This is a genomic window from Pseudomonas sp. Leaf58 (genome assembly GCF_003627215.1).
Classification (GTDB): domain Bacteria; phylum Pseudomonadota; class Gammaproteobacteria; order Pseudomonadales; family Pseudomonadaceae; genus Aquipseudomonas.
On sequence record NZ_CP032677.1, the window covers coordinates 5,264,717 to 5,283,335 of the forward strand.

The 18,619-nt window shown below is 59.5% G+C and carries 14 protein-coding genes and 1 pseudogene; 3 read left to right on the forward strand and 12 right to left on the reverse strand.

All coding sequences use genetic code 11. The annotated features are described in order from the left end of the window. Nucleotides 1–2 precede the first annotated feature (2 nt). The 5 genes from DV532_RS24415 to DV532_RS24435 form a co-directional block, all read right to left on the reverse strand. The gene (locus tag DV532_RS24415) at nt 3–797 is read right to left on the reverse strand and encodes a hypothetical protein (RefSeq protein WP_056794083.1); all 795 of its coding nucleotides are present in this window, start codon (nt 795–797) and stop codon (nt 3–5) included. Next, complete coding sequence (locus DV532_RS24420; RefSeq protein ID WP_156675855.1) at nt 775–1,239, reverse strand: C1 family peptidase; 465 nt, start codon at nt 1,237–1,239, stop codon at nt 775–777. Before DV532_RS24420 ends, DV532_RS24415 begins: the two co-directional genes overlap by 23 nt. A 182-nt stretch (nt 1,240–1,421) precedes the next feature. Next, on the reverse strand, nt 1,422–2,438 hold the full coding sequence (locus tag DV532_RS24425; protein WP_056794081.1) for an ImmA/IrrE family metallo-endopeptidase: 1,017 nt from the start codon (nt 2,436–2,438) through the stop codon (nt 1,422–1,424). A gap of 3 nt (nt 2,439–2,441) precedes the next feature. Beyond that, nucleotides 2,442–2,798, reverse strand: a complete 357-nt coding sequence (locus tag DV532_RS24430) for a helix-turn-helix domain-containing protein (protein WP_056794079.1) — start codon at nt 2,796–2,798, stop codon at nt 2,442–2,444. Then, nucleotides 2,791–3,072, reverse strand: coding sequence for a hypothetical protein (locus DV532_RS24435; protein ID WP_056794077.1), 282 nt, complete (start codon nt 3,070–3,072; stop codon nt 2,791–2,793). The genes DV532_RS24430 and DV532_RS24435 overlap by 8 nt, the downstream gene beginning before the upstream one ends. A gap of 314 nt (nt 3,073–3,386) precedes the next feature. Here DV532_RS24435 and DV532_RS24440 point away from each other — a divergent pair, with 314 nt between their 5' ends. Continuing rightward, nucleotides 3,387–5,147 (forward strand): hypothetical protein, encoded by a 1,761-nt coding sequence (locus tag DV532_RS24440; RefSeq protein WP_236707468.1) that lies wholly within the window; start codon nt 3,387–3,389, stop codon nt 5,145–5,147. Here DV532_RS24440 and DV532_RS24445 read toward each other — a convergent pair. From DV532_RS24445 to DV532_RS24465, 5 genes are all read right to left on the reverse strand, one after another. Further along, on the reverse strand, nt 5,144–6,073 hold the full coding sequence (locus DV532_RS24445; RefSeq protein ID WP_056794075.1) for a hypothetical protein: 930 nt from the start codon (nt 6,071–6,073) through the stop codon (nt 5,144–5,146). The two genes, DV532_RS24440 and DV532_RS24445, sit on opposite strands and share 4 nt — an antisense overlap. Nucleotides 6,074–6,590: 517 nt before the next feature. Further along, a complete protein-coding gene (locus DV532_RS31300; RefSeq protein ID WP_082476723.1) occupies nt 6,591–7,718 on the reverse strand; it encodes a TniQ family protein in 1,128 nt (375 codons plus the stop codon). Beyond that, entirely contained in the window at nt 7,676–8,566 is an 891-nt protein-coding gene (locus tag DV532_RS24455) for a TniB family NTP-binding protein (RefSeq protein WP_056794071.1), read from the reverse strand. The genes DV532_RS31300 and DV532_RS24455 overlap by 43 nt, the downstream gene beginning before the upstream one ends. Beyond that, nucleotides 8,563–10,485, reverse strand: a complete 1,923-nt coding sequence (locus tag DV532_RS24460) for a Mu transposase C-terminal domain-containing protein (RefSeq protein ID WP_056794069.1) — start codon at nt 10,483–10,485, stop codon at nt 8,563–8,565. Before DV532_RS24460 ends, DV532_RS24455 begins: the two co-directional genes overlap by 4 nt. Further along, on the reverse strand, nt 10,482–11,030 hold the full coding sequence (locus DV532_RS24465) for a heteromeric transposase endonuclease subunit TnsA (RefSeq protein ID WP_056796593.1): 549 nt from the start codon (nt 11,028–11,030) through the stop codon (nt 10,482–10,484). The genes DV532_RS24460 and DV532_RS24465 overlap by 4 nt, the downstream gene beginning before the upstream one ends. A gap of 257 nt (nt 11,031–11,287) precedes the next feature. Here DV532_RS24465 and DV532_RS24470 point away from each other — a divergent pair. Then, a pseudogene (locus DV532_RS24470) lies at nt 11,288–11,932 on the forward strand (ATP-binding protein); the annotation flags it as partial. Nucleotides 11,933–11,957: 25 nt separating this feature from the next. Here the strand turns inward: DV532_RS24470 and DV532_RS24475 are convergent. Then, complete coding sequence (locus DV532_RS24475) at nt 11,958–12,326, reverse strand: response regulator transcription factor (protein ID WP_177339515.1); 369 nt, start codon at nt 12,324–12,326, stop codon at nt 11,958–11,960. Next, nucleotides 12,323–13,315, reverse strand: a complete 993-nt coding sequence (locus DV532_RS24480; RefSeq protein ID WP_056794064.1) for a response regulator — start codon at nt 13,313–13,315, stop codon at nt 12,323–12,325. Before DV532_RS24480 ends, DV532_RS24475 begins: the two co-directional genes overlap by 4 nt. A 239-nt stretch (nt 13,316–13,554) precedes the next feature. On the opposite strand from DV532_RS24480, the gene DV532_RS24485 reads away from it, so the two are divergent. Further along, nucleotides 13,555–18,600, forward strand: coding sequence for an ATP-binding sensor histidine kinase (locus DV532_RS24485; RefSeq protein ID WP_056794062.1), 5,046 nt, complete (start codon nt 13,555–13,557; stop codon nt 18,598–18,600). Nucleotides 18,601–18,619 lie beyond the last annotated feature (19 nt).

An 18,619-nucleotide genomic window follows, 5' to 3' on the forward strand; every position in this document is an offset into this window, starting at 1 on the left:
CATTAGCCGAAGCTGTTTAGTAGCGCCTTGGTGGCCTTGGCACCACCAAAGCTCTTCACATCCAGGAGTGCGTGGGTAGACAACACTGTCAGTACCCCACGCTCAAACCCGGACTCGGTGGCCACATAGTGATGAAGGTTGTTGAGGCCTACCAGGTTGCCCAAGACACGTTGGCAGTACCAATGCGATCGGTACATGGCTGTTATGTCCAGCTTGCCACCCGTGACCTTGAAGCTGAGATGACTCAGGCACGGCATGTTTCTGGGTTTCTTTTGATCAGCAGCGGGGTCGTAAAGCGGCAGCTCAAAGCCGAAGCCATCGTCCTGCAGGTCGTACTCGACATCAATGACCCCGAGTTCATACACAGCCTGGTAACACCGACCTTCCTTCGATGCCTGCAGCTTACGCACCAAGGTTTCAAGCGGGTTGTAGGTGGTTTTTCCGTTACGGGCCACACGCCGAATCATCCGCAGTGCGTAGGTGCCCCAACCACCTTTTTTTTGGCCTTTCGCCATGGCGTTGACGTACGACTCATAGAACGCCGGACGCTTATCAAGCTTGTAGAGACTGCTTGGGAAGATTGTACTCGCGACCGTCTGCACGCTTAGCCCAGGGCAATTCGCTTGAAGCGCTGTATCAACCGCCCCAATGACGTCGCGGTCCTGTTCGTTCAGTACGCCTGGAGTCGCAATTTCCAGCACGAGGTTTCTTTCAGTATTTGCCTTGCAGCCCGCGAGATGGCGGGCAGCTTCCAGCCAGGCCGGAACGATACGATCACCGTGAATCAGAACTGCCATGTTCTACTCCAAAAGCGCACGCTGCGTGCGATGCGATGTAAGAGGCGGAAATCCAAGCATGACCATCCCGCCCCCATCCTTCGCCCCAGGTGTTCCTGAGCAAGAACCAGGGCTCCCCATGAGCGTCGTAGCCCAGCCCTACCGCGACGACCGCGTGCATCATTGCGCCGGGTAGCACGGTAGGACTGAAAGGAACTATCCCATCGACCGGTCGATAGAATTCAACGGTAAGCCGCAGCGCCAAGCCAACAGGGATAAGCGCCTGCATGCTGCCGATCAGCTCACCAATGTCGGCAGCAAAAAACTCGATTGGACGACCATGCATCGCGAGATCTTCGGGAAGATCTTCAAGCGGAATCTCGGGCTCGTCATCGCGATAGGGAAATTCGCGCTCAGTGGGATGCCCCAGCGCGGAGGCTTCGATTGCTGCAGGAATCTGCAACCCATCCCCTGGCTGCCATCCGGGGATCCTAGATAATGTGGCGCGATAGAAGTACTCCGGCCCCAAGTCCTCATCCGCTGATGACCTGTTTAGGTCGGTTACCGCAAAAGCCAAGCAAGTTGGACGGTTTCCCTGATTCTTCGCTTTGACTGACGCCTTATCGACAAGGCACTCCACCGTGATCACGAATTTCGGACCTCTTCAATGAGTGCCATTTTGGATTCGCGGGTCAGACCTTCAGCGATCGGCTCGAAATGAGCTCTGGAGACGTAGGAAGCGTCACCAGGCTGCTTGCCTTCCCATGGTCGGATTTCCGAGAGCGCAACCACCTGTGGGTCAGCGAAGCTATCCGGCTCTCCTGTCAGGAAATAATCCATGGATGTCTCTGCACCGAACGTCAACGTCCTGGGATCAACGGGCGCGCTGGGCGCCGGCTGCAGGGTAAATCCTTCAGCTTTCACTTGCTCAGGCGAATCAGCGAGCCACAGGTAGCCAGCGCTGGCATGGCTCTTCAGCCGGATTATCAGATGATCTTCCGGGCGAGGCTCTAGCACCGAGGTCTGGTCGTGTTCATCAAACACCCAAACTTCTCTTGTCGCGTCAGGAAGAGCCCCGTTGAACAGCGACTGCTTGATTGAAGCCGGTGTGATCTTGAGCAGTCGCTGGACAGCGTCATAGTCAACATACTCATGCCGCAACAACGACCAGGCTGTCGCGGCGTAACTCACACCCAGCCGGAGGGCGAGCTGATAGAGGATGAAGGGATCCCTGATCGACCGGTTGTTCCAACGCTTGCGTCGACAAACAACTGACAACAGTGCTCGCGGCACGAGTAGGTGATGGCCGAATGCATCGGCTTCCTGCTCCATTTCAACCGCCTTGGAGCCATACTCGATGGTCTCATCGACGGTGGTCTCATGCCCCATGAAGAAATGCCCCAGCTCATGGGCACAGGTCATATGTATCAGGCCAGCCGATCGGGCGGAGTTCAACAAAATGCCCGACTGCTCATCACGGATGAACGCGCCAAGCAATTTGTCCATCGGGCGCAAAGCGACCGACAAACCCGCTGAGTCTGCGACTCGGAACGGATCCACGCGGGTGTAACCGTCCTGCTCGATACGCTCCATAGCGCCGGAGCTTTCGATAACTTCGGCAGCCATCTTCGCTGTCGTTAGCGCTATGTTGCGGCGAGCCATGCGTTACTCCCTTTCCCTGCGCGGCGATTGCTTCAGAAATTCAGCAAAGCGTGCGACTTCTTCCACGTCTTGATCCGACAGCCCTTTCACCGCCCTCGCCAAGAAGGCCAGCTGTTGCGGCCCCTGCGGCTCAGGCTCCACCCCGGTCAAGAGGTAATCCAGGGTACGACGATACAACTTCGCAAGTTTGCTGAGTTCAAGCGCTTCAACCTTGCGAGCGCCCAACTCGATGTTTGTGATCGACGGCCTGGGCAATCCCAGTACCGACGCCACCTCGTCCTGGGAGAGCCCTACATATTCGCGCGCCCTGCGTAAGCGGTCGCCTACCTGGTTACGCTCGTCTTGCCGATCATCAGCCACCGGAGCCCCCTTCAAGGTGATTGATCACCCCGTTGGTAATTTCGGTCACAAACTGGGTCTTGGATTGATAGCCTCCGTGGCGAACGATCAGCTCTACCGGAATTTTCTGACCAACCAGCTTGTCGATTCCAACGAATGCATCACATGCGGCCAGCGAGTCCATGGGCGCGCCCATGTCTTCAACGGCGAGGGGATCGTCTTGAATCTCCAGAAAACGCTTATCCCAGAAATCGCCGAGCAGCTTTTCTATCGCACCCTTGACCTTGACATCCACAGGCGTATCTCCGTAAGAAAATCGTACAGGTAAAGTATAGAAAACCTACATCAGCAACTGCGGGGTTGCAAGTCGCCATCATACGAGACTGAGCGAAGCATACTCACCTGCGCGCGATATTAATATGGCATTACGGCGAAGCGACCTTGTTGCGCCGGTCGTCCGGCTGGCAACGGCTGATAGGCGTAAAGCTTCATGGATCGCCCGATCAGACATGTTGCTGCGCCGATAAATAGGCGCCATTTTTGCGTCGCGCATCGCTTCTCGGCTGGGTACACTCCAAGCTGGCACATTACCACTATGGGAGCGGTGTTTTGGTCAAGCCGGTTGAGCGAATCGATTTTTCGTACCCTAGATCTGATCTGCGCAACCCTGATAGCGCGATGGAAGCGCTACAAGGTGATCACGTTGTATGGTGGCACAACCATATCCGGCACAACCCTCGTGCGAAGTCGATGCCGCTGGTCGAGCTTCACCTCAAACGGCTCTACGACAATGTCCCTGGACCTGATACACGCGCCCTGGTCCCCCTCAGCAATCTGCCCCATTACGGTATTGGCACGATTTGGCGCGAAGGCCGCTGCATCTCGGGCACTAAGCAAACGCAGATTGAACGCTTCGTTGATTTCTCTCCAGGTGGATGGTCCATCACTTCCCGAGATCAGCTTGTCCGTGACGACCTGGAGCACGTCTTCTCTGATAACGAATACCCACTGAGGTACAGGTACGACCGGAGCCTTCTACTCAACTTCAAGCTCGAAGACGACGGGGAAAACGAAAAAAATCTGCTGGTCCCCTGTATCGATTTCTTCGTCCGAGCCTATGCCCGCAACATGGACATCTGCCGCGCCATTGCAACGCTGCTCTACCCCAACATTTTTTCCGCGTTCTTTGACCCTCCCCAACGGGACGAACACGCCTGGATCGTTAGACCCACGGCCAAGGCTCGAAAGTACGATTCGGTCTTTCTGGGCCACCTGCTCTACGACGACTACACCCAGGCCCAGGTTCGCCAGCTGAACAACCAATTCACAACGTCCAGACCTGGAAGCCCGGTCTTTCCGCGTGTGACACCCTGGTTTTCCGGGCCCGCTAAACTGCGCTGCCATGGCAAGTGGATAAACAACGGCAAAACCTTTCTGTCACTGAATCTGGGTGGTGCTAGCGACCCCAATGGTAAGCCGGTGGAGTGGATCACAGATCAGTTCGACAACACCGATGGCAAGGAGGGAGGACGCATTGTCATGCCTGTGACAGTCCGCACCGCTGAAGTGGAGGAATTCCTTGCCGAAGAATCCTACGTCGAGCCTGACGGTCATACCGATATCACCATTGTCAAAACCCCACCGTTTGTTCGTTTGGGCCCTGCCCGTGAAGTCAAAACGATCAAAAGAATAACGCCGACGGATCGAGGGCGACTGGGACCGCGCCCTCCTAAATCAGACACACACGCTAGTGGTACAGGTTTCGGTCGAGGAAAAGGCGTGGGCAAATCAGAGCATGTGGCTGATAACACCCCTGACGCTGAAGTAGAGACGTTTGGCTTCTTGAACGACGTCTGGCATGCCTTTCTGTCGATCAAAAAAGACAATCCCGGTCGTGTAACCGACGTTAGCTGGTACACACCGCCGAAATTCTGTTCGGACACTACACCGAGAATCATCCTGTTCAATGCCGAAGGGCTGACACCTGACCAAGGTAAAGCCCTACGGTGGATTTACCTCGATGCCGAATTCACGGAGCGTCGAGGGATGATGGTGCTACGCATCACCGTGGAAGGCCAGGCATACCTCTGTTTTGAGATCCAGCGGGCTGAACCGGACGAGAAGAACCCAAAACCTATCGGTTACTCTGGAGTGTTGATGCCCTGCGATATCACTGATCCAGCCGAGCTGGAGCAATTCGTTACCAAGGTATGCAATGCAACGCGCCGAGCCTTGGGCAATTTCTGGGAGGTCCTCGGGCTATTTCCCAAACAAACGCTCATTTTCCGCCACCGCCCCTACGGGAAGGCACTCGTTCATCGTCGCAGATTCATCAATGCCTTCGGGCAGATGAAGATCAAACTTGTCTAGGGTTTCCGCAGCACTTGCGAGTTGCGGAAACTGGCGGCTGAAGGCACCCACAGCAGGGTGGATCCGTGCTGAACACTAAAGCCATCAGTGTTTTCGAATCGTTCGGCCGTGTACGCCAGCGTCTTTCGATTAACGCGAGGTAGCTCGTGGAAGTAGGCTAGCGCCTTGGCAATCCAGCGAGCCTCGAAATCCCCCTGATCCTGATCACGCAACAGGGCCACCAGCTCCCGCTCAGCCTTTTCCTTCTTCACTTTCTGCAACCAGCGCTTGTCCGGTTTGGCTCCTAGCTGCAGACCGTAGGTTTTGTTGAGGTAGCCAACAAATCCGGTAACGGCCGCTACTTGACCTGGAGAACTCCGCCAGAAGGCTTCCAGCGCTTTCATTCCAGGCTTAGCCTCATGAGCCAGTCGCGCAGTCTTGAGGAAGTTCGCAGCAGCCCTCAATGCAAGCCGCACAGAACGAAGATCCGCCTCCTGCCGACTGACGCGTGACGACAACATCGCGTAGTAACCAGACAACAGCTGACGCGACCAGCCATCCTCCAACTCCGCCAGAACACCCTCGATTCGAAGTTGTTCCGTATGGCTCTCGCGGCGCTCAGCGTTGACGCGCACATGACCGGACTCCGAAAGCCAACGCATTGGATTCTCGGCTCGACGCAGCTTGGCTGCCCCGAAATGTTCGAGAAGTTGCTCGTAGGAAGGCACATTCCCCCAGGCCACTTCCAGCTCCCTGAAGAAGAGGTAGTGGTCGTTGATGTTCAGAGCCGCCTTATGGGGACCGCTCCGTTCAAGCAACCATATCGAGAATGCCTTGAAGGCTTCACCCAGTGCCGTATTCAGCCCATTCAAGTTGATCGCAACACGCTTGGACAGGAGCGCAGTCCAATAGCATGGCTCGCATTCGCCGATGCGTCCGGCTGGCATCTGCTTTCCACACGATGGGCACGATCTCTCTCCTTCCTCATGACAAAGCTTGCATCGCATTCCGCCGTGAGAATCTTCGATTAGTACTCGGTGCCGACGGCAACTCGGGCATGTGGCCTTAACGGGCCCTCGGCATTTCTGGCAGCTGCGAAGCCCTGTGACTGAACTGACCGCAAGACGCTGGGAAAGCTGTCCACAGCCCTCACACCGTTCCGGATGCCTGAAATACGGAACGCAGACCTTGCATACCGGCCCGTACACTGAGCGCAGGCCGATCTCGAAGTCCGTCTTGCCACAGCGAAAGCAGGGGCCCGCCCGCTCACAAGCACTGCAGAGAGCATCCAGGGCTGGATTCAGGCTTTTGATGGGAAGTCGAGCATGGTTACCACAACCGAGGCACATCCGTCGCTTGAATAGCCGCGAGTAGCAGGTACCGCAATAGCGCTGTCCCTTATAGATTTTCTTGGCTGTTCGCATGTCGCGACCACAGCTATGGCATCCCGCTTCGTGGGTCGTTTCAGGGGATACCATCTCTACGAATCCTTCTTTGCAAACGCTCCCAAGACCGCAACACGGTACCCGCATCAAGCAGGCTTGGTTTATCTACGTGATGGGGCCACTGATGAGAGCTGTGCCTGGTTAGCGCTGTGGACAACACCGTCAAAATCAAAGGTTTCGACCTTCTTGGTAACGGCAGGGACGAAAGCGGAAGGGATGCTTCGGCTGCAGCGAGAACAAAACGCTCTGGCCCCGCTTGCATTATCCCCCAAACCACCCCGAGCAGCCCAGAGCGCTCGACGCAACTCAAGTACTCGAACGGCAGCCCCAGGGTCGAGCGCTGTAGTTTATCGACACCCTCCAGGCCCATCAGAAAGCAAAAGCGCTTCGTGCTGGCAGAAGGATGACGTATGAAAAACTGGATCATGGAGACCATAACGCGCGCAATGAACATCCAGTCGCAGAAGGCCAGTTCAACCTCTCCAAAAAAGGCAGTTCGACCGAAAGCCCGATCAGCGTATGCCTGGAACGCCAGTGCATTTGGGTCCACTTCCTCCAGAGGTGCCCTGTCCAACACCACTAGACAGCGGTGGCAGTGTGACAGGTTGGTGGTGGGCTGTAGCAGAACGGGTTGAAGCGCCGCATGACAGTTCGGGCAACGGTCGATCAACTGGGCGTGGTGAACAACGCAGCACGTGTGCCAGGCCAAACGATGTTGGATCTGATAGTGCGATGGGCACGTGGTCATACATACAGGGCAGGACTGCAGATCGCCCGCGTGGGCTGATTTGCGACAGCCAGCTACCAGTAACCAAGGCCAGACACTGCTTCGATTCAACCAGGCCACTGGATGCAAGCTCTGGGCTATGGGAAAGAGGGTGCTCGCTGATAATGCTTGAGACGGTATACCCGCAAGACTGGAGAGGGCCGCAAGCTGCAGCGCATTGATGCCCCGGTCAAAATCATGATGCCAGACTTTGGGTCCAACACCGATCGCACATGTCAAAACATCCAGCTTGCAGCGATGGGCATGCGCAGTTCTCACCAACCAGGACGAGAAAAGCTCGTCAGGTAACAGAGCTGGGGTGAGTGGCCACTTCGAGCTTAAACAACACGCTCCCGGATGCCACGTGAAGGACGCTTCCACGACTTACTCTCGATGAGTTGCCGATCAATGCATTCCCTACCGGACGTAATGGCTTCCTTGGCGCATTCCAGCAACAAGCCATGCAGGTCGCCGGTATTTCCCCCCGAGATGGAGTGAATGAGTTGAGCCAATTCAGGCTTGAACAAAGAGGATGGCTTCTTGAGCGGCAGCACCGCTTCAAACGCCTTCAAGAGACGCTGGAAATCTGCGTTGAGCTTCCAGGTATCCAGCTTGATGACATCGAACCGACTTGCGTGCTGGGCATCGAGATGAAGAATCTGCACGGCGTCAGTTGTTCCGACACCAACGATCGGGATCACCAGTGTGTTGCACAACAGCTTGATCGCATTCATCACCTCGCGTTGCTTCGTCGCAGGCCCTATCAGCATCGAGTGGATCTCGTCGATGATCAGCATCCGAACACTGAGCTGCCGCAAGGCGTGAATGACCTGATACCGAAGGGTGACCTTGGAGTCCGTGGTTCTGTACGGCATCCAGAGCTGATCCAAGATCGCAACGTAGAGATCTTTTTCCTCAGCCGAGGGTGGAGCCTCGGCCAAGATGAGCGGCCTAACCGGCTCACCGTTATCGTTTGTATAACCCTGCCCATGAATCTTGTCGAATTGCTGAATAATCGTCGTCTTGCCGTTATTTGACTCTCCCACGATCAGCAAATTGGGCATCCGAGCACGCTTGGGCGCATCCAGCAGGCATTCCAAGCTGTCTAGAATGTGATGCGCAGCCGGGTAGCCAATCCAGCGAGGCTCACCCATGAAGCGGATGCGATCGCGGTCAGACATTTGCATCACAGGCCTGAAATCTGCGTGCAGGTGGGCGTAATCAGTCATTGGATATCACCGAGCAGGTCTACGTCGTCAAGCAAGAGCCCTTCGACATCAGAAGTAGTGGGCTTCAACACTTCAGGCGCTTTGGCTGGCAGTGCTGGCGTGACATTCTTGCTGTGCACTTTATGCTTCTGCGCATCACGGCGCGCCTTCTTGGTGTTAGCTGCAGCAGCATCGACCAGCTGGCGACGCTCCTGAATCAATCTGGCTATCAGGGCCTCATCGACGTGCTGACGCCCTTCATCGACCGCCTGCTTCTTAGCGGCTCGAAACTCCCAAAGGGTCGCTGACGGAAAGGCTTGGTTTGCCACCGGTACGCGGAAGTATTGCTTGAGTACAGGGTCGTAGAACCAGATCACGCTGATATCGCGAGGGTCTCGCCTGAATACGAATTTCCGAGGCCTGCCAGTTTCAGGGTCTGTGGTCCCGATCCAGTGACGTAGGGCTTCCGAGTAGTAGAAAACGTCTAGCTGAACCCCATAATGCTGGACGGTTCGCCGGTACGATGGCATGAAGTCCAACTGAACAGTAAGCTGATCCGCTGGACGCGGTGGAATGCTCACCAACGCGTCTGCATCGCGACTGCCAAAGAAACCGAGGTGCCATTTACGCGCTGGTGACATGTAGATCGCTGAGTGGGGCTGGCTGTGATAAAGGATGATCGTCTTGACCAACCATTCCTCAAACTCGCTCATTGTCAGCGCGGCATGTTTATCGGAGTCATACCCCTTCCTATCGGGAACGTTGCTGTGGGTCGTGCCGGGCAGTTCATGCAGTTGCGCCATGAATGTCCCCAGAAGACGCTCGATATGGCCCCCATATTTCGGTCGTTTTACCGGCCTGAACTGGTTTTCAATATTGTAATTCGCACACGAGCGACGGAAGTTTTCGGCTTGGAAGTCTGGCCCGTTGTCAGTGTGGACCACGCGAGGGAAGCCCCAAACCGGCCATTCACCCCTAACGTTATGAAGGTTTAACCAGGCTTCCTTCGGCATTATCGAGTGCGCCAAGCACATGCCAACGGAAATCTCGGAGGGGTCTTCGAGAGCCAGGTAGTAGCCAGTGATCATGCGAGAATGGACATCGATCGCCAAGGTCAACCACAGACGACCAATCGGCTTACGGTACCGGTCATCCACGATGATAAGGTCAATTGGCGTGTGGTCCATTTGGATGACCGCCAGTGGATAATCCGCGCCTGGAAATTTCCCTACAGAAGGCGTGTGACGATTACGAGCCTGATCAGCGTAGCCACGCCTGCGTAACACGATTTTCTCTGGGATGCGTTTGATACGGGCCCGGATTGCCGATGCACCAGGCGGAGCGATGCCCATGGCTTTAGCCCGCGATTCAATCTCGTTGATTGTCGACTGGACCGTCACCCGCTGAAGGGTCAGGTAGTGCTGATCGATCACCTCTTCGATGAGCTGTTCTGCTTGAGCGCTCAAGCGACTATTACCTGATTGCCACCCTCGTTTGCGAGGCACCAACGCCAGCACCTCCTGCCAACTCTGGTATCGATCCAGCCAACGGTAAAGCGTTGCCGGGTCTACACCGACTTCCTTTGCCCGACTCTCAACGCTGCTTCTCGGAACTATCGAATCATGTAGCAAAGGCTTGATAGCGGAAAATCGCTGCTGGGCGACAGTCCACTCATCCGAGCTAATCGTCGAAATATCATAATTGACATACAGACCTTCAACGCGCTCTTGCTCGACTGGCTTCAGCTCAGAAATTCGAAGGGATGCGCTTCGGCCGGTCTCAACCTCGATGCCTACAACATTCTGAAAGTCGAGCAACTGGACCAGGCGATAGATGTGCTTATCGCAGCGGACCATTTCGCCGACTTCGACCCGTACACGCTCCCGTGACGGCTCAAAGGGAACGAGGTGTTCGTCGGTGTCGATCTCATAGAGATTCATGGCGTGGCCACCCAAAGCTCAAGGTATTCGTTTAAAGGCTCAGTGATGTCACATTCCACCCGGCCTGTAGCGATCAGGTGCCACAGCAGCGCTACGCCCCGATCTCGGTAGATGCCTTTGAAATGGCGCGCCAGCAGGTAGTGCACCGGAGCAAAATCCATCTCCTGGAGCGTTTTGAGGACCATATCGATGTCTTCGCGATCGAAGTCCAAGCGCTCGAACCGCTCAAGAAACGTGATGTTTTCTAGGGGTAGTCCACGTATGCGCGATTCATCGTAGATGCTGAAGGTCCACCCTTCCTGGCGAGCGTAGCGTCGCGCAGCCTTCCATTTGCCGAGCCAGGCACGCCAGTTTTTGCGCCATTCATAGGCTGGCTTAACCTCAACCAGCATCGGCTTCGTGTAGTACATGTAGTCGACGTCTGACGGTTGGCGGTAGTGCACCAAAAAATCGGGAGTGTACGTCTGGTCTCGACCCAGGGAATCCACAAAGTCCACCCGTACAGGCTGGGCAATCACCGACTCAACCCGATGAGAAAACCTCATCCGCTTGAGGAAGTCGCGTTCGAGCAATGACTCGAACGGAACGCCACCCGCACCGCGAAATGGCAAAAAACCTGAGACGCTACGACGTGTCGGCTTGATAGGACGAACCTGCTTGATTTGGTCGCAGCTATTTCGAGTCATTTTCAATCCTGTCGCATCCAATTCGAAAATTTTCGCATCTATTTCAGCAGCGGGAAACGGTGCATTGCGGCCTCTAGCCTAATGCTTTCGCAGCTAATTCGAAAGCCTACAGTAGCAGCCGGCCGCAACCGGGCGAAATCACCTTGGCCCACCATGGTGTTCTATTTCTGGATGAACTGCCGGAATTCGAACGGCGTGTTCTCGAGGTGCTGCGCGAGCCGTTGGAATCGGGTGAAATCGTGATTGCCCGGGCCCGCGACAAGGTGCGGTTTCCCGCGCGCTTCCAGCTGGTAGCGGCAATGAACCCTTGCCCTTGTGGCTACCTGGGCGACCCCACTGGCCGCTGCCGCTGCAGCACCGAGCAGATCGCGCGCTATCGCAACAAATTGTCCGGGCCGCTATTGGACCGAATCGACTTGCACCTGACCGTGGCACGCGAGAGCACCACGCTGAACAACCAGCCGTGCGGCGAGAGCAGCGCCGATGTCGCGGCCAAGGTGGCCACTGCGCGTGAGGTGCAGCATAGGCGGCAAGGGTGTGCGAATGCGTTTCTCGACCTTAACGGGTTGCGCCGCCATTGTGGCTTGGCGGCGGCGGACCAGGCCTGGCTGGAGGCGGCCTGTGAGCGCCTGACCTTGTCGTTGCGCGCGGCGCACCGGTTGCTGAAGGTGGCGCGAACGCTGGCGGACCTGGGGGGTTGCGAGGTGATTGGCCGGGCACATCTAGCTGAGGCCCTGCAGTATCGCCCGGGGAGCAGTTAGAGTGTTTGGGCTGCTTCGCAGCACATCACTGCCTGCCAGCCAAGGCCTTTTCAACCGCCTTCAGCAGCACCTCCTCAGAAAATGGCTTGCCCAGGCAAGCCAGCGCCCCACGGCCCATCACTGCTTGCACCGCGCCATCATCCCAATGCGCCGACATGCAAATCACCGGCAAGCGCCACCCCAACCGCGCCAGCTCACGCTGCACCTCCTGCCCGCTCATCCCCGGCATCCTCAGGTCGAGCAACACACAGCCTGCCTCGCGCGCCAACTGCGAGGCCAGGAACACCTCCCCCGTAGAGAACGCCAAGGTCTCGAACCCTGCCGAACGCAGCAGGTTGGCCAGGCTTTTGCGCACCGACGCATCGTCATCGACGATGCACACCCCTCTGTTCATGCGCCGCCCAAGCCCTCAGGCCGTGCGTCGATGACGTTGTGCATCGCCACCAGCTCCAGCAGCGAGCGGGACTGCATTTTGCTCATGATGTTCTTCTTGTGCACCTTGGTCGTCACCTCGCTGGTGCCGATTTCCTTGGCGATCTGCTTGTGCGACAGGCCGCCGACCACCAGCGAGAACACCTGGCGCTCACGCTGGGTCAGGCGCTGGTACTTTTCCTCGACCTGCCGCGCATGGCGCCATTTGCGCCCTTCGGCCACGGCTCGCACGCGCACCACCTGCAGCAGCGCCAGCAACTGGTCTTCGTCGAACGGCTTGGTCAGGAACTCCACAGCCCCGGCGCGCATGGCCTGGACAGTCATTGGGATGGTGCCGAAGCCGGTCATGAACACGATCGGCCATGGCAGCGCCAGCCGACGCAGCGCGTCTTGTACCTCCAGGCCGCTGGTGTCGGGCAAGTGCATGTCCAGCAGCAGGCAGGCATAGGGGGTTTCCAGGCGGGCCTCGAACAGGGCCTCGGCACTGGCAAACAAATAGTGCGGGATGCCCTGCGAACGTAGCAGACGGCCCAACGCCGTGCGCACCGACAGGTCGTCGTCTACCACCAGTACCGGCACGCTCAAGTGCCCGTCGAGCGGCTCGGCAGTATCGGCCACCGCGCCCAGGATTGACTTGCCCAGCGCCTTGCCAGGGACTTCGAGGCTGATTTCGGCAGCCAGGCGGTAGCCCCGGCGTGGCACGGTCTGAATCAGGCCGCGGTCGCCAAAGGCCTTGCGCAGCAAGGACACCTGCACTTGTAGGTTGTTGTCCTCGACCACCGTGCCAGCCCACACCTGGCTGAACAGCTCATCCTTGCCCACCACCCGGCCCTTGGCCTTGATCAGCGTGGCCAGCACCTCGAACGCACGCCCGCCTAACGGTATCGGCTTGCCCTCTACAAAGGCTTCACGCCGCTCCAGCGACACCTGGGCATTGCCTATTCGGATCATGGCTTCCTCGCACGGGCACGGGCGTTTTTGCAGACCCGGGCAGCCTAGGCCAGCGTACGCGTTCAAACAATTATCCCGAGGGATAGGTTGGACCTAGGACTATACAAAAGCCCGCCTGCCCACTGGGTACGATAACGGACAACAGCGTGCTCGTTCCTGCCAAGCGGGCTGCAGCCCGCATCCGTACTGGGCCGGCTGCGTATACTCGCACGTCCGGATACCGCCAGCAGGGGTGCTTTATGCTCGATGAACGCCTTGCCCACAGGCCTATCGCTTACGACCAGTCGGTCGATGAAGGCTGGCTGAACCGGTGCGACATCAGCGTACTGGGCCAGGAAGGCGAGCTCAGCTACTTTCGCCTGCGCGACCCTGCCACCCACCAGGCCTGGGTCGCCGTGCGCGCCCCCGTCGAGGCCCCCGCCGCCTGTCAGCGCCTGGAGCGTGATTACCGCCTGCAACTGGACCCGCAATGGGCGGTGCTGCCCTCGGCGTTCGTGCGCTCAGCCGAAGGCCCGCTGCTGGTATACCCAGCCGGCCGTTCCATTGCCGACCTGATCGCTGAAGGCCCGGTAACCCTGGCCTCGTTTCTGGACATCGCGGTGAACGCGGCCAATGCCCTGGCGCAGGCCCACGAAGGCAATGTTCTGCACGGCGCGCTACGGCCAGAGCATGTGTGCCTGCACGCTAACCAGCGGGTGCGGTTAGGTTGCTTTCGCGCCGACCCCACCGAGCTGATCCGCCAACAGGGCACGCCGCGCGGCAACTGGGCATACCTGGCGCCGGAGCAGGTATGCCCGCACGGCAGCAACAGCGACCGACGCAGTGACATCTATGCCCTGGGCGCGATCCTCTACCAGTTATTGCTGGGCGAACTGCCACTGGCCGGGCGCGATACCCAGCACTGGCGCCAGCTGCATGCTGGCGTGCAGCCGCGGGCAGCCTGCGAGGTGAACAACGACGTGCCGCAACCGCTTAGCCGGATTTTGGCCAAGGCCTTGGCCAAAGAGCCGGACGCCCGCTACCAGAGTGCCCGCGCCCTGGCGGTGGACCTGGGCCACTGCCAGCGGCAGTGGGCCGCCAGCAAGACCATGGCCGACTTCGCGCCAGGCTGCGCTGACCCGGTCGCGCCCAGCCACGCGCGCCTATATGGCCGCTGTGCCGAACTGAGGGCTATCGCCCTGCTGCTCAAGGCCGTATCCCGCGACAGCCAACCACAAGCCCTGCTCATCAACGGTGCCGCCGGCATGGGCAAGTCGAGCCTGGTTGCAGCAGCGCTCAAAGCCAACGCCAATGGTTACTGGGCCGTCGGCACGTGCACCCGCGGGGTCCAAGGCGTGCCTTACGCGCCCTGGGTCAAAATCCTCGGAACGTTGACCACCCAGTTGTTGGCCAAGAACAGCCAGGACCTCGACATCCTGCGCCACGAGATCCTGCGCCGTATCAAGGGCAACGGCCACCTGCTGGGCACGCTGGCGCCGGACCTGCAACTGATCCTCGGCCCCCTGCCCGAGCCGCCGGCCAAGCCCACACGCCTGGCGACGCAGAAGGAACTCCAGGCCATCGTCGAGTTTTTGCAGGTGTTCAGCCAGCCTGGCCACCCACTGGTACTGTTTCTCGATGACCTGCAGTGGGCGGATGACGCCACCCAGCAGCTGCTGGCGCACCTGCTCGCTCAAGCGCCCGACAATTTGTTGCTGGTGCTTGCGCGGTGTAGTGAGGCGCAAGCCACCAATGCACCGCTCGCCATACCCGCAACGCTACGCAGCACCACGCTGAACCTGCGGCCCCTGGCCGTGGACGCAGTGACCGAGCTGATCAGCGAGCGTTACCATGTCAGCACCGCAGACGCACAGCCAGTGGCCGAGCTGGTGCATGATAAGACGGCGGGCAACCCGTTCTTCATCAACCAGATCCTCCGGGCCATGGTCGAGGACCAGCTATTCACTTTCGACATCCAGGCCATGCGCTGGACCTGGTGCCTGCAGGCCGTGGCCCGGCACCGCTATTCCGACAATGTCGCCGACTTGATGATCCACCGCCTGGCGCGCCTGCCAGCGCCCCAGCGCAACCTACTGCGGGTTGCCAGCGCGGCGGGTAGCCACTGCGATGAGCGCCTGCTGCGCCAGCTACTTGCCCAAGCGCCGAGCGAACCATTGCAAGCCCTGCTGGGCGCGGGCTTCCTGCAACAGGGCCAGAATGGCCTGGGCTTCGCTCACGAGCGAGTAATGGAGGCTGCTTATGCACTCACGCCCGTGGGCGAGCGCGGCGCGCTGCATGCACGCATCGCCCTGGCCATGCTGCGGGCCTGGCCGGGCCACGTGCACGAAGTGTTGTTCGAGCTCGCCAACCAATTGCAACGCGCCAGCCCATGCGGGTTTGCCGCGGATGACTGCGAACGGCTGCTACAGCTGCTACGCGAGGCAGCATTGCGCGCGCGCGATAGCGGCGCCTTCGAGCAGACCGCTGGCTACCTGCACACGGCCGAGCAGCTGCTAAACCAGCACTGCACGCGTGAAAGCCACGCCGCGCATGGTTTTGCCATCGCCTGCATGGCCGTGGAGTGCGACATGCAGCTGTCGCGAATGATCGCGGCCGAGGCCCGCCTCACTGAATGCCGTCAGCGCGCACGCTCAGCGTTGGACCAGGCGCGGGTATGCCGGCTGCAGGCGCGGCTGTATACCCTGCGCGGCGACTATCAGGCGGCCGTCGACAGTGCTATATCCGGCCTGGACTTGTTAGGTTCAAGCCCGGTGCGGGGCCTCGATTGGCAGCAAGTCGAGGCCAGCCATGCCCAGGTACAGGCTTTGGTCGAGCAGCAAGGCCGGCACTGCCTAGCGTCGCTGCCGCGCACCGATTCGGAGGAGGTGACGGTTGCCATCAGCCTGCTGGCCACCCTGTCGTCATCGTTCTTCGTAAAGGACGACATCTGCTTCCTGCACCTGGCAAAGCTCATGGAGCTGTCGTTGCTGCACGGCGTTGCACCGGGCAGCACCTACGGCATGGCCTGGTACGGGGTGATGATCGCCGAGCGCTTCGGCGCCTACCATGACGGCCATGCCTGTTGCCTGGCCGCGATCAAGCTGAGCGAGCGGCACGGTTTCGAGGCTGATCTGACCAGTGCGCTGCTGGCCCTGGACCAGGTCAGCGCCTGGACCTCGCCCATGGAATTCGCCCGTCGCACCGCGCTGGATGCGCTCGACTCAGCGCGCCTGAGCGGCGACCTGGCGATGAACTGCTATGCCTGCAACCACTTGGTTTCCGACTCGCTGTTCATGGGCCGCTACCTGCCGGAGGTGGTCGAGGAAGTGGCGCAAGGCCTGGCTACCGTGCGGCGCTACGGCTACCGCGATGTCGAGCAGATCCTGCAGGCGCAGCAAGCCTTCGTCGCCAACTTGAGCGGCACGCCCTGCCCGGCCGCGGCTGCAGCCTCGAAATCGCCCACCACGCGGTTCTTCCACTACCTGTTCGCCGGCATGGGCGCCTTCTACCTGGGCAATATCCCGCAGGCCATGCGCAACCTGGCACTGGCCGGGGACAACACCTGGGCGGCACCGGCGCACATCAACCTGGCCGACTATCACCTGTTCCGCGGCCTGTCGCTGGGCAGCCCCGAAGCGCCGGGCGGCCTTACCGACAAGCTCAGCGAACTGCAAGCGCTGCGCGAACGCTTCGCCCGCTGGGCCGGCTTCAACCCGGCCACCTTCCGCAACAAGCTGTTGCTGATCGAGGGCGTGATCGCCAAGCTCGAAGGCGACGGCCTGGCCGCCATCCGCTGCTTCGACCAGGCGCAGATCGCCGCCACCGCCGCTGGCTTCATCCACGAGCAGGCCCTGGCCCACGAACAACTGGCCGAGGTGTGCATCCCCAACGGGCTGATCTCGGGCGCCAACCTGCACCTGCGGATTGCCCGCGATTGCTTTCATATCTGGGGTGCGACCGGCAAGGTGCACCAGTTGGAGGCGTTGCACCCATTCCTGCGCACCCAGCCGATCCAGGAGACCTACCGCGCCACCCAGGCCAAGCTGGACCTGGAAGCCGGCATTGAGGCGGCACGGGCGCTGTCCGAAGAAGTATTGCTCGAAGGCCTGATCGAAACCCTGATGGGCCACCTCACCCAGCACTCCGGCGCCGACCATGGCGCGCTGCTGATCGTCAGCGGTGCCGAGTTCCAGATGGCGGCCCTCGCCTACATCGACAACACCGGGCTTCACGTGAGCATGGACAATTGCCAGAAGTTCATGACCCAGGCGCCGCTGTCGATCATCAACGCCACCATGCGCACGCGCAAGCCACTGGTGCTCAACGATGCCCTTAGCGATTGCCCCGAGGCTTTCCGCCCCGAGCTGCAAGCGCGCAACGCCCGCTCGGTGCTATGCCTGCCGCTGGTGATCCAGGGCGTGCTGATTGGCCTGGTGTACCTGGAAAACCGCCTGGTGCCGAACCTGTTCGGCAGCCAGCGCCTGGCCATGCTGGAAATCCTTGCCGCGCAGGCGGCGGTGTCGCTGCAAACCGCCAAGTTCTACACACGCCTGGCCGAAGACAACCAAGCCCGCGCCCAGATGGAGGCCGAACTGCGCCGCTCTCGCGCCGACCTGGCGCGCAGTGCGCACTTGCAGGTGATGAATGAGCTGTCGGCGTCCATCGCCCACGAGATCAGCCAGCCGCTGCTGGGCATTGCCGCCAATGCCGCTGCCAGCCTGCGCTGGCTGAAGCGCGCCAAGCCTGACCTTGACGAGGCGATTGCCGGCCTGGAAGACATCCGCAACGACAGCGAACGGGCCGCCAACATCGTGCGCGCGCTGCGTTCACTGGCCAAGCAATCGCCACTGCAACACAAGGCGGTACCACTGGACCAACTGATCCGCGAGGTGGTGCGCCTGACCTCGGCCGATGCTGCCAAGGGCACGGTGGACGTGCAAACCCAGTTGCAGGCAGGGGTAAGCGTGATGGCCGATCCAGTGCAGTTGCAGCAGTTGGTGTTCAACCTGATTACCAATGGCTTGGAGGCGTTGGCGGGGTACCGTAGTGATGGTGTGCTGCGGATTGCCTCGGCGGTCGTCGGCGACGGCGTAGAAGTCTGCGTCGATGACAATGGGCCAGGAATCGCAGCAGATGAGCGCGAGCGTGTGTTCGATGCGTTTCATACCACCAAACCGGGCGGTATGGGGATGGGTTTGGCGATCTGTAATTCGGTGGTGCAGGCCCATGGCGGGCAGCTGCAGGCGCTGGTGTCGAAACTGGGTGGGTGCCGGGTTCGCTTTACTCTACCCGTGCAGCACTCGTAGCCTGTAGCGGCCAATTCGC

What these genes read in the sequence shown, in the direction of transcription:
- DV532_RS24455 (WP_056794071.1), bottom strand. Translation starts at nt 8,566, where the DNA reads ATGACTGATTACGCCCACCTGCACGCAGATTTCAGGCCTGTGATGCAA.
- DV532_RS24425 (WP_056794081.1), bottom strand. Translation starts at nt 2,438, where the DNA reads ATGGCTCGCCGCAACATAGCGCTAACGACAGCGAAGATGGCTGCCGAA.
- DV532_RS24415 (WP_056794083.1), bottom strand. Translation starts at nt 797, where the DNA reads ATGGCAGTTCTGATTCACGGTGATCGTATCGTTCCGGCCTGGCTGGAA.
- DV532_RS24485 (WP_056794062.1), top strand. Translation starts at nt 13,555, where the DNA reads ATGCTCGATGAACGCCTTGCCCACAGGCCTATCGCTTACGACCAGTCG.
- DV532_RS24475 (WP_177339515.1), bottom strand. Translation starts at nt 12,326, where the DNA reads ATGAACAGAGGGGTGTGCATCGTCGATGACGATGCGTCGGTGCGCAAA.
- DV532_RS24465 (WP_056796593.1), bottom strand. Translation starts at nt 11,030, where the DNA reads ATGAGGTTTTCTCATCGGGTTGAGTCGGTGATTGCCCAGCCTGTACGG.
- DV532_RS24480 (WP_056794064.1), bottom strand. Translation starts at nt 13,315, where the DNA reads ATGATCCGAATAGGCAATGCCCAGGTGTCGCTGGAGCGGCGTGAAGCC.
- DV532_RS24445 (WP_056794075.1), bottom strand. Translation starts at nt 6,073, where the DNA reads ATGCCAGCCGGACGCATCGGCGAATGCGAGCCATGCTATTGGACTGCG.
- DV532_RS24460 (WP_056794069.1), bottom strand. Translation starts at nt 10,485, where the DNA reads ATGAATCTCTATGAGATCGACACCGACGAACACCTCGTTCCCTTTGAG.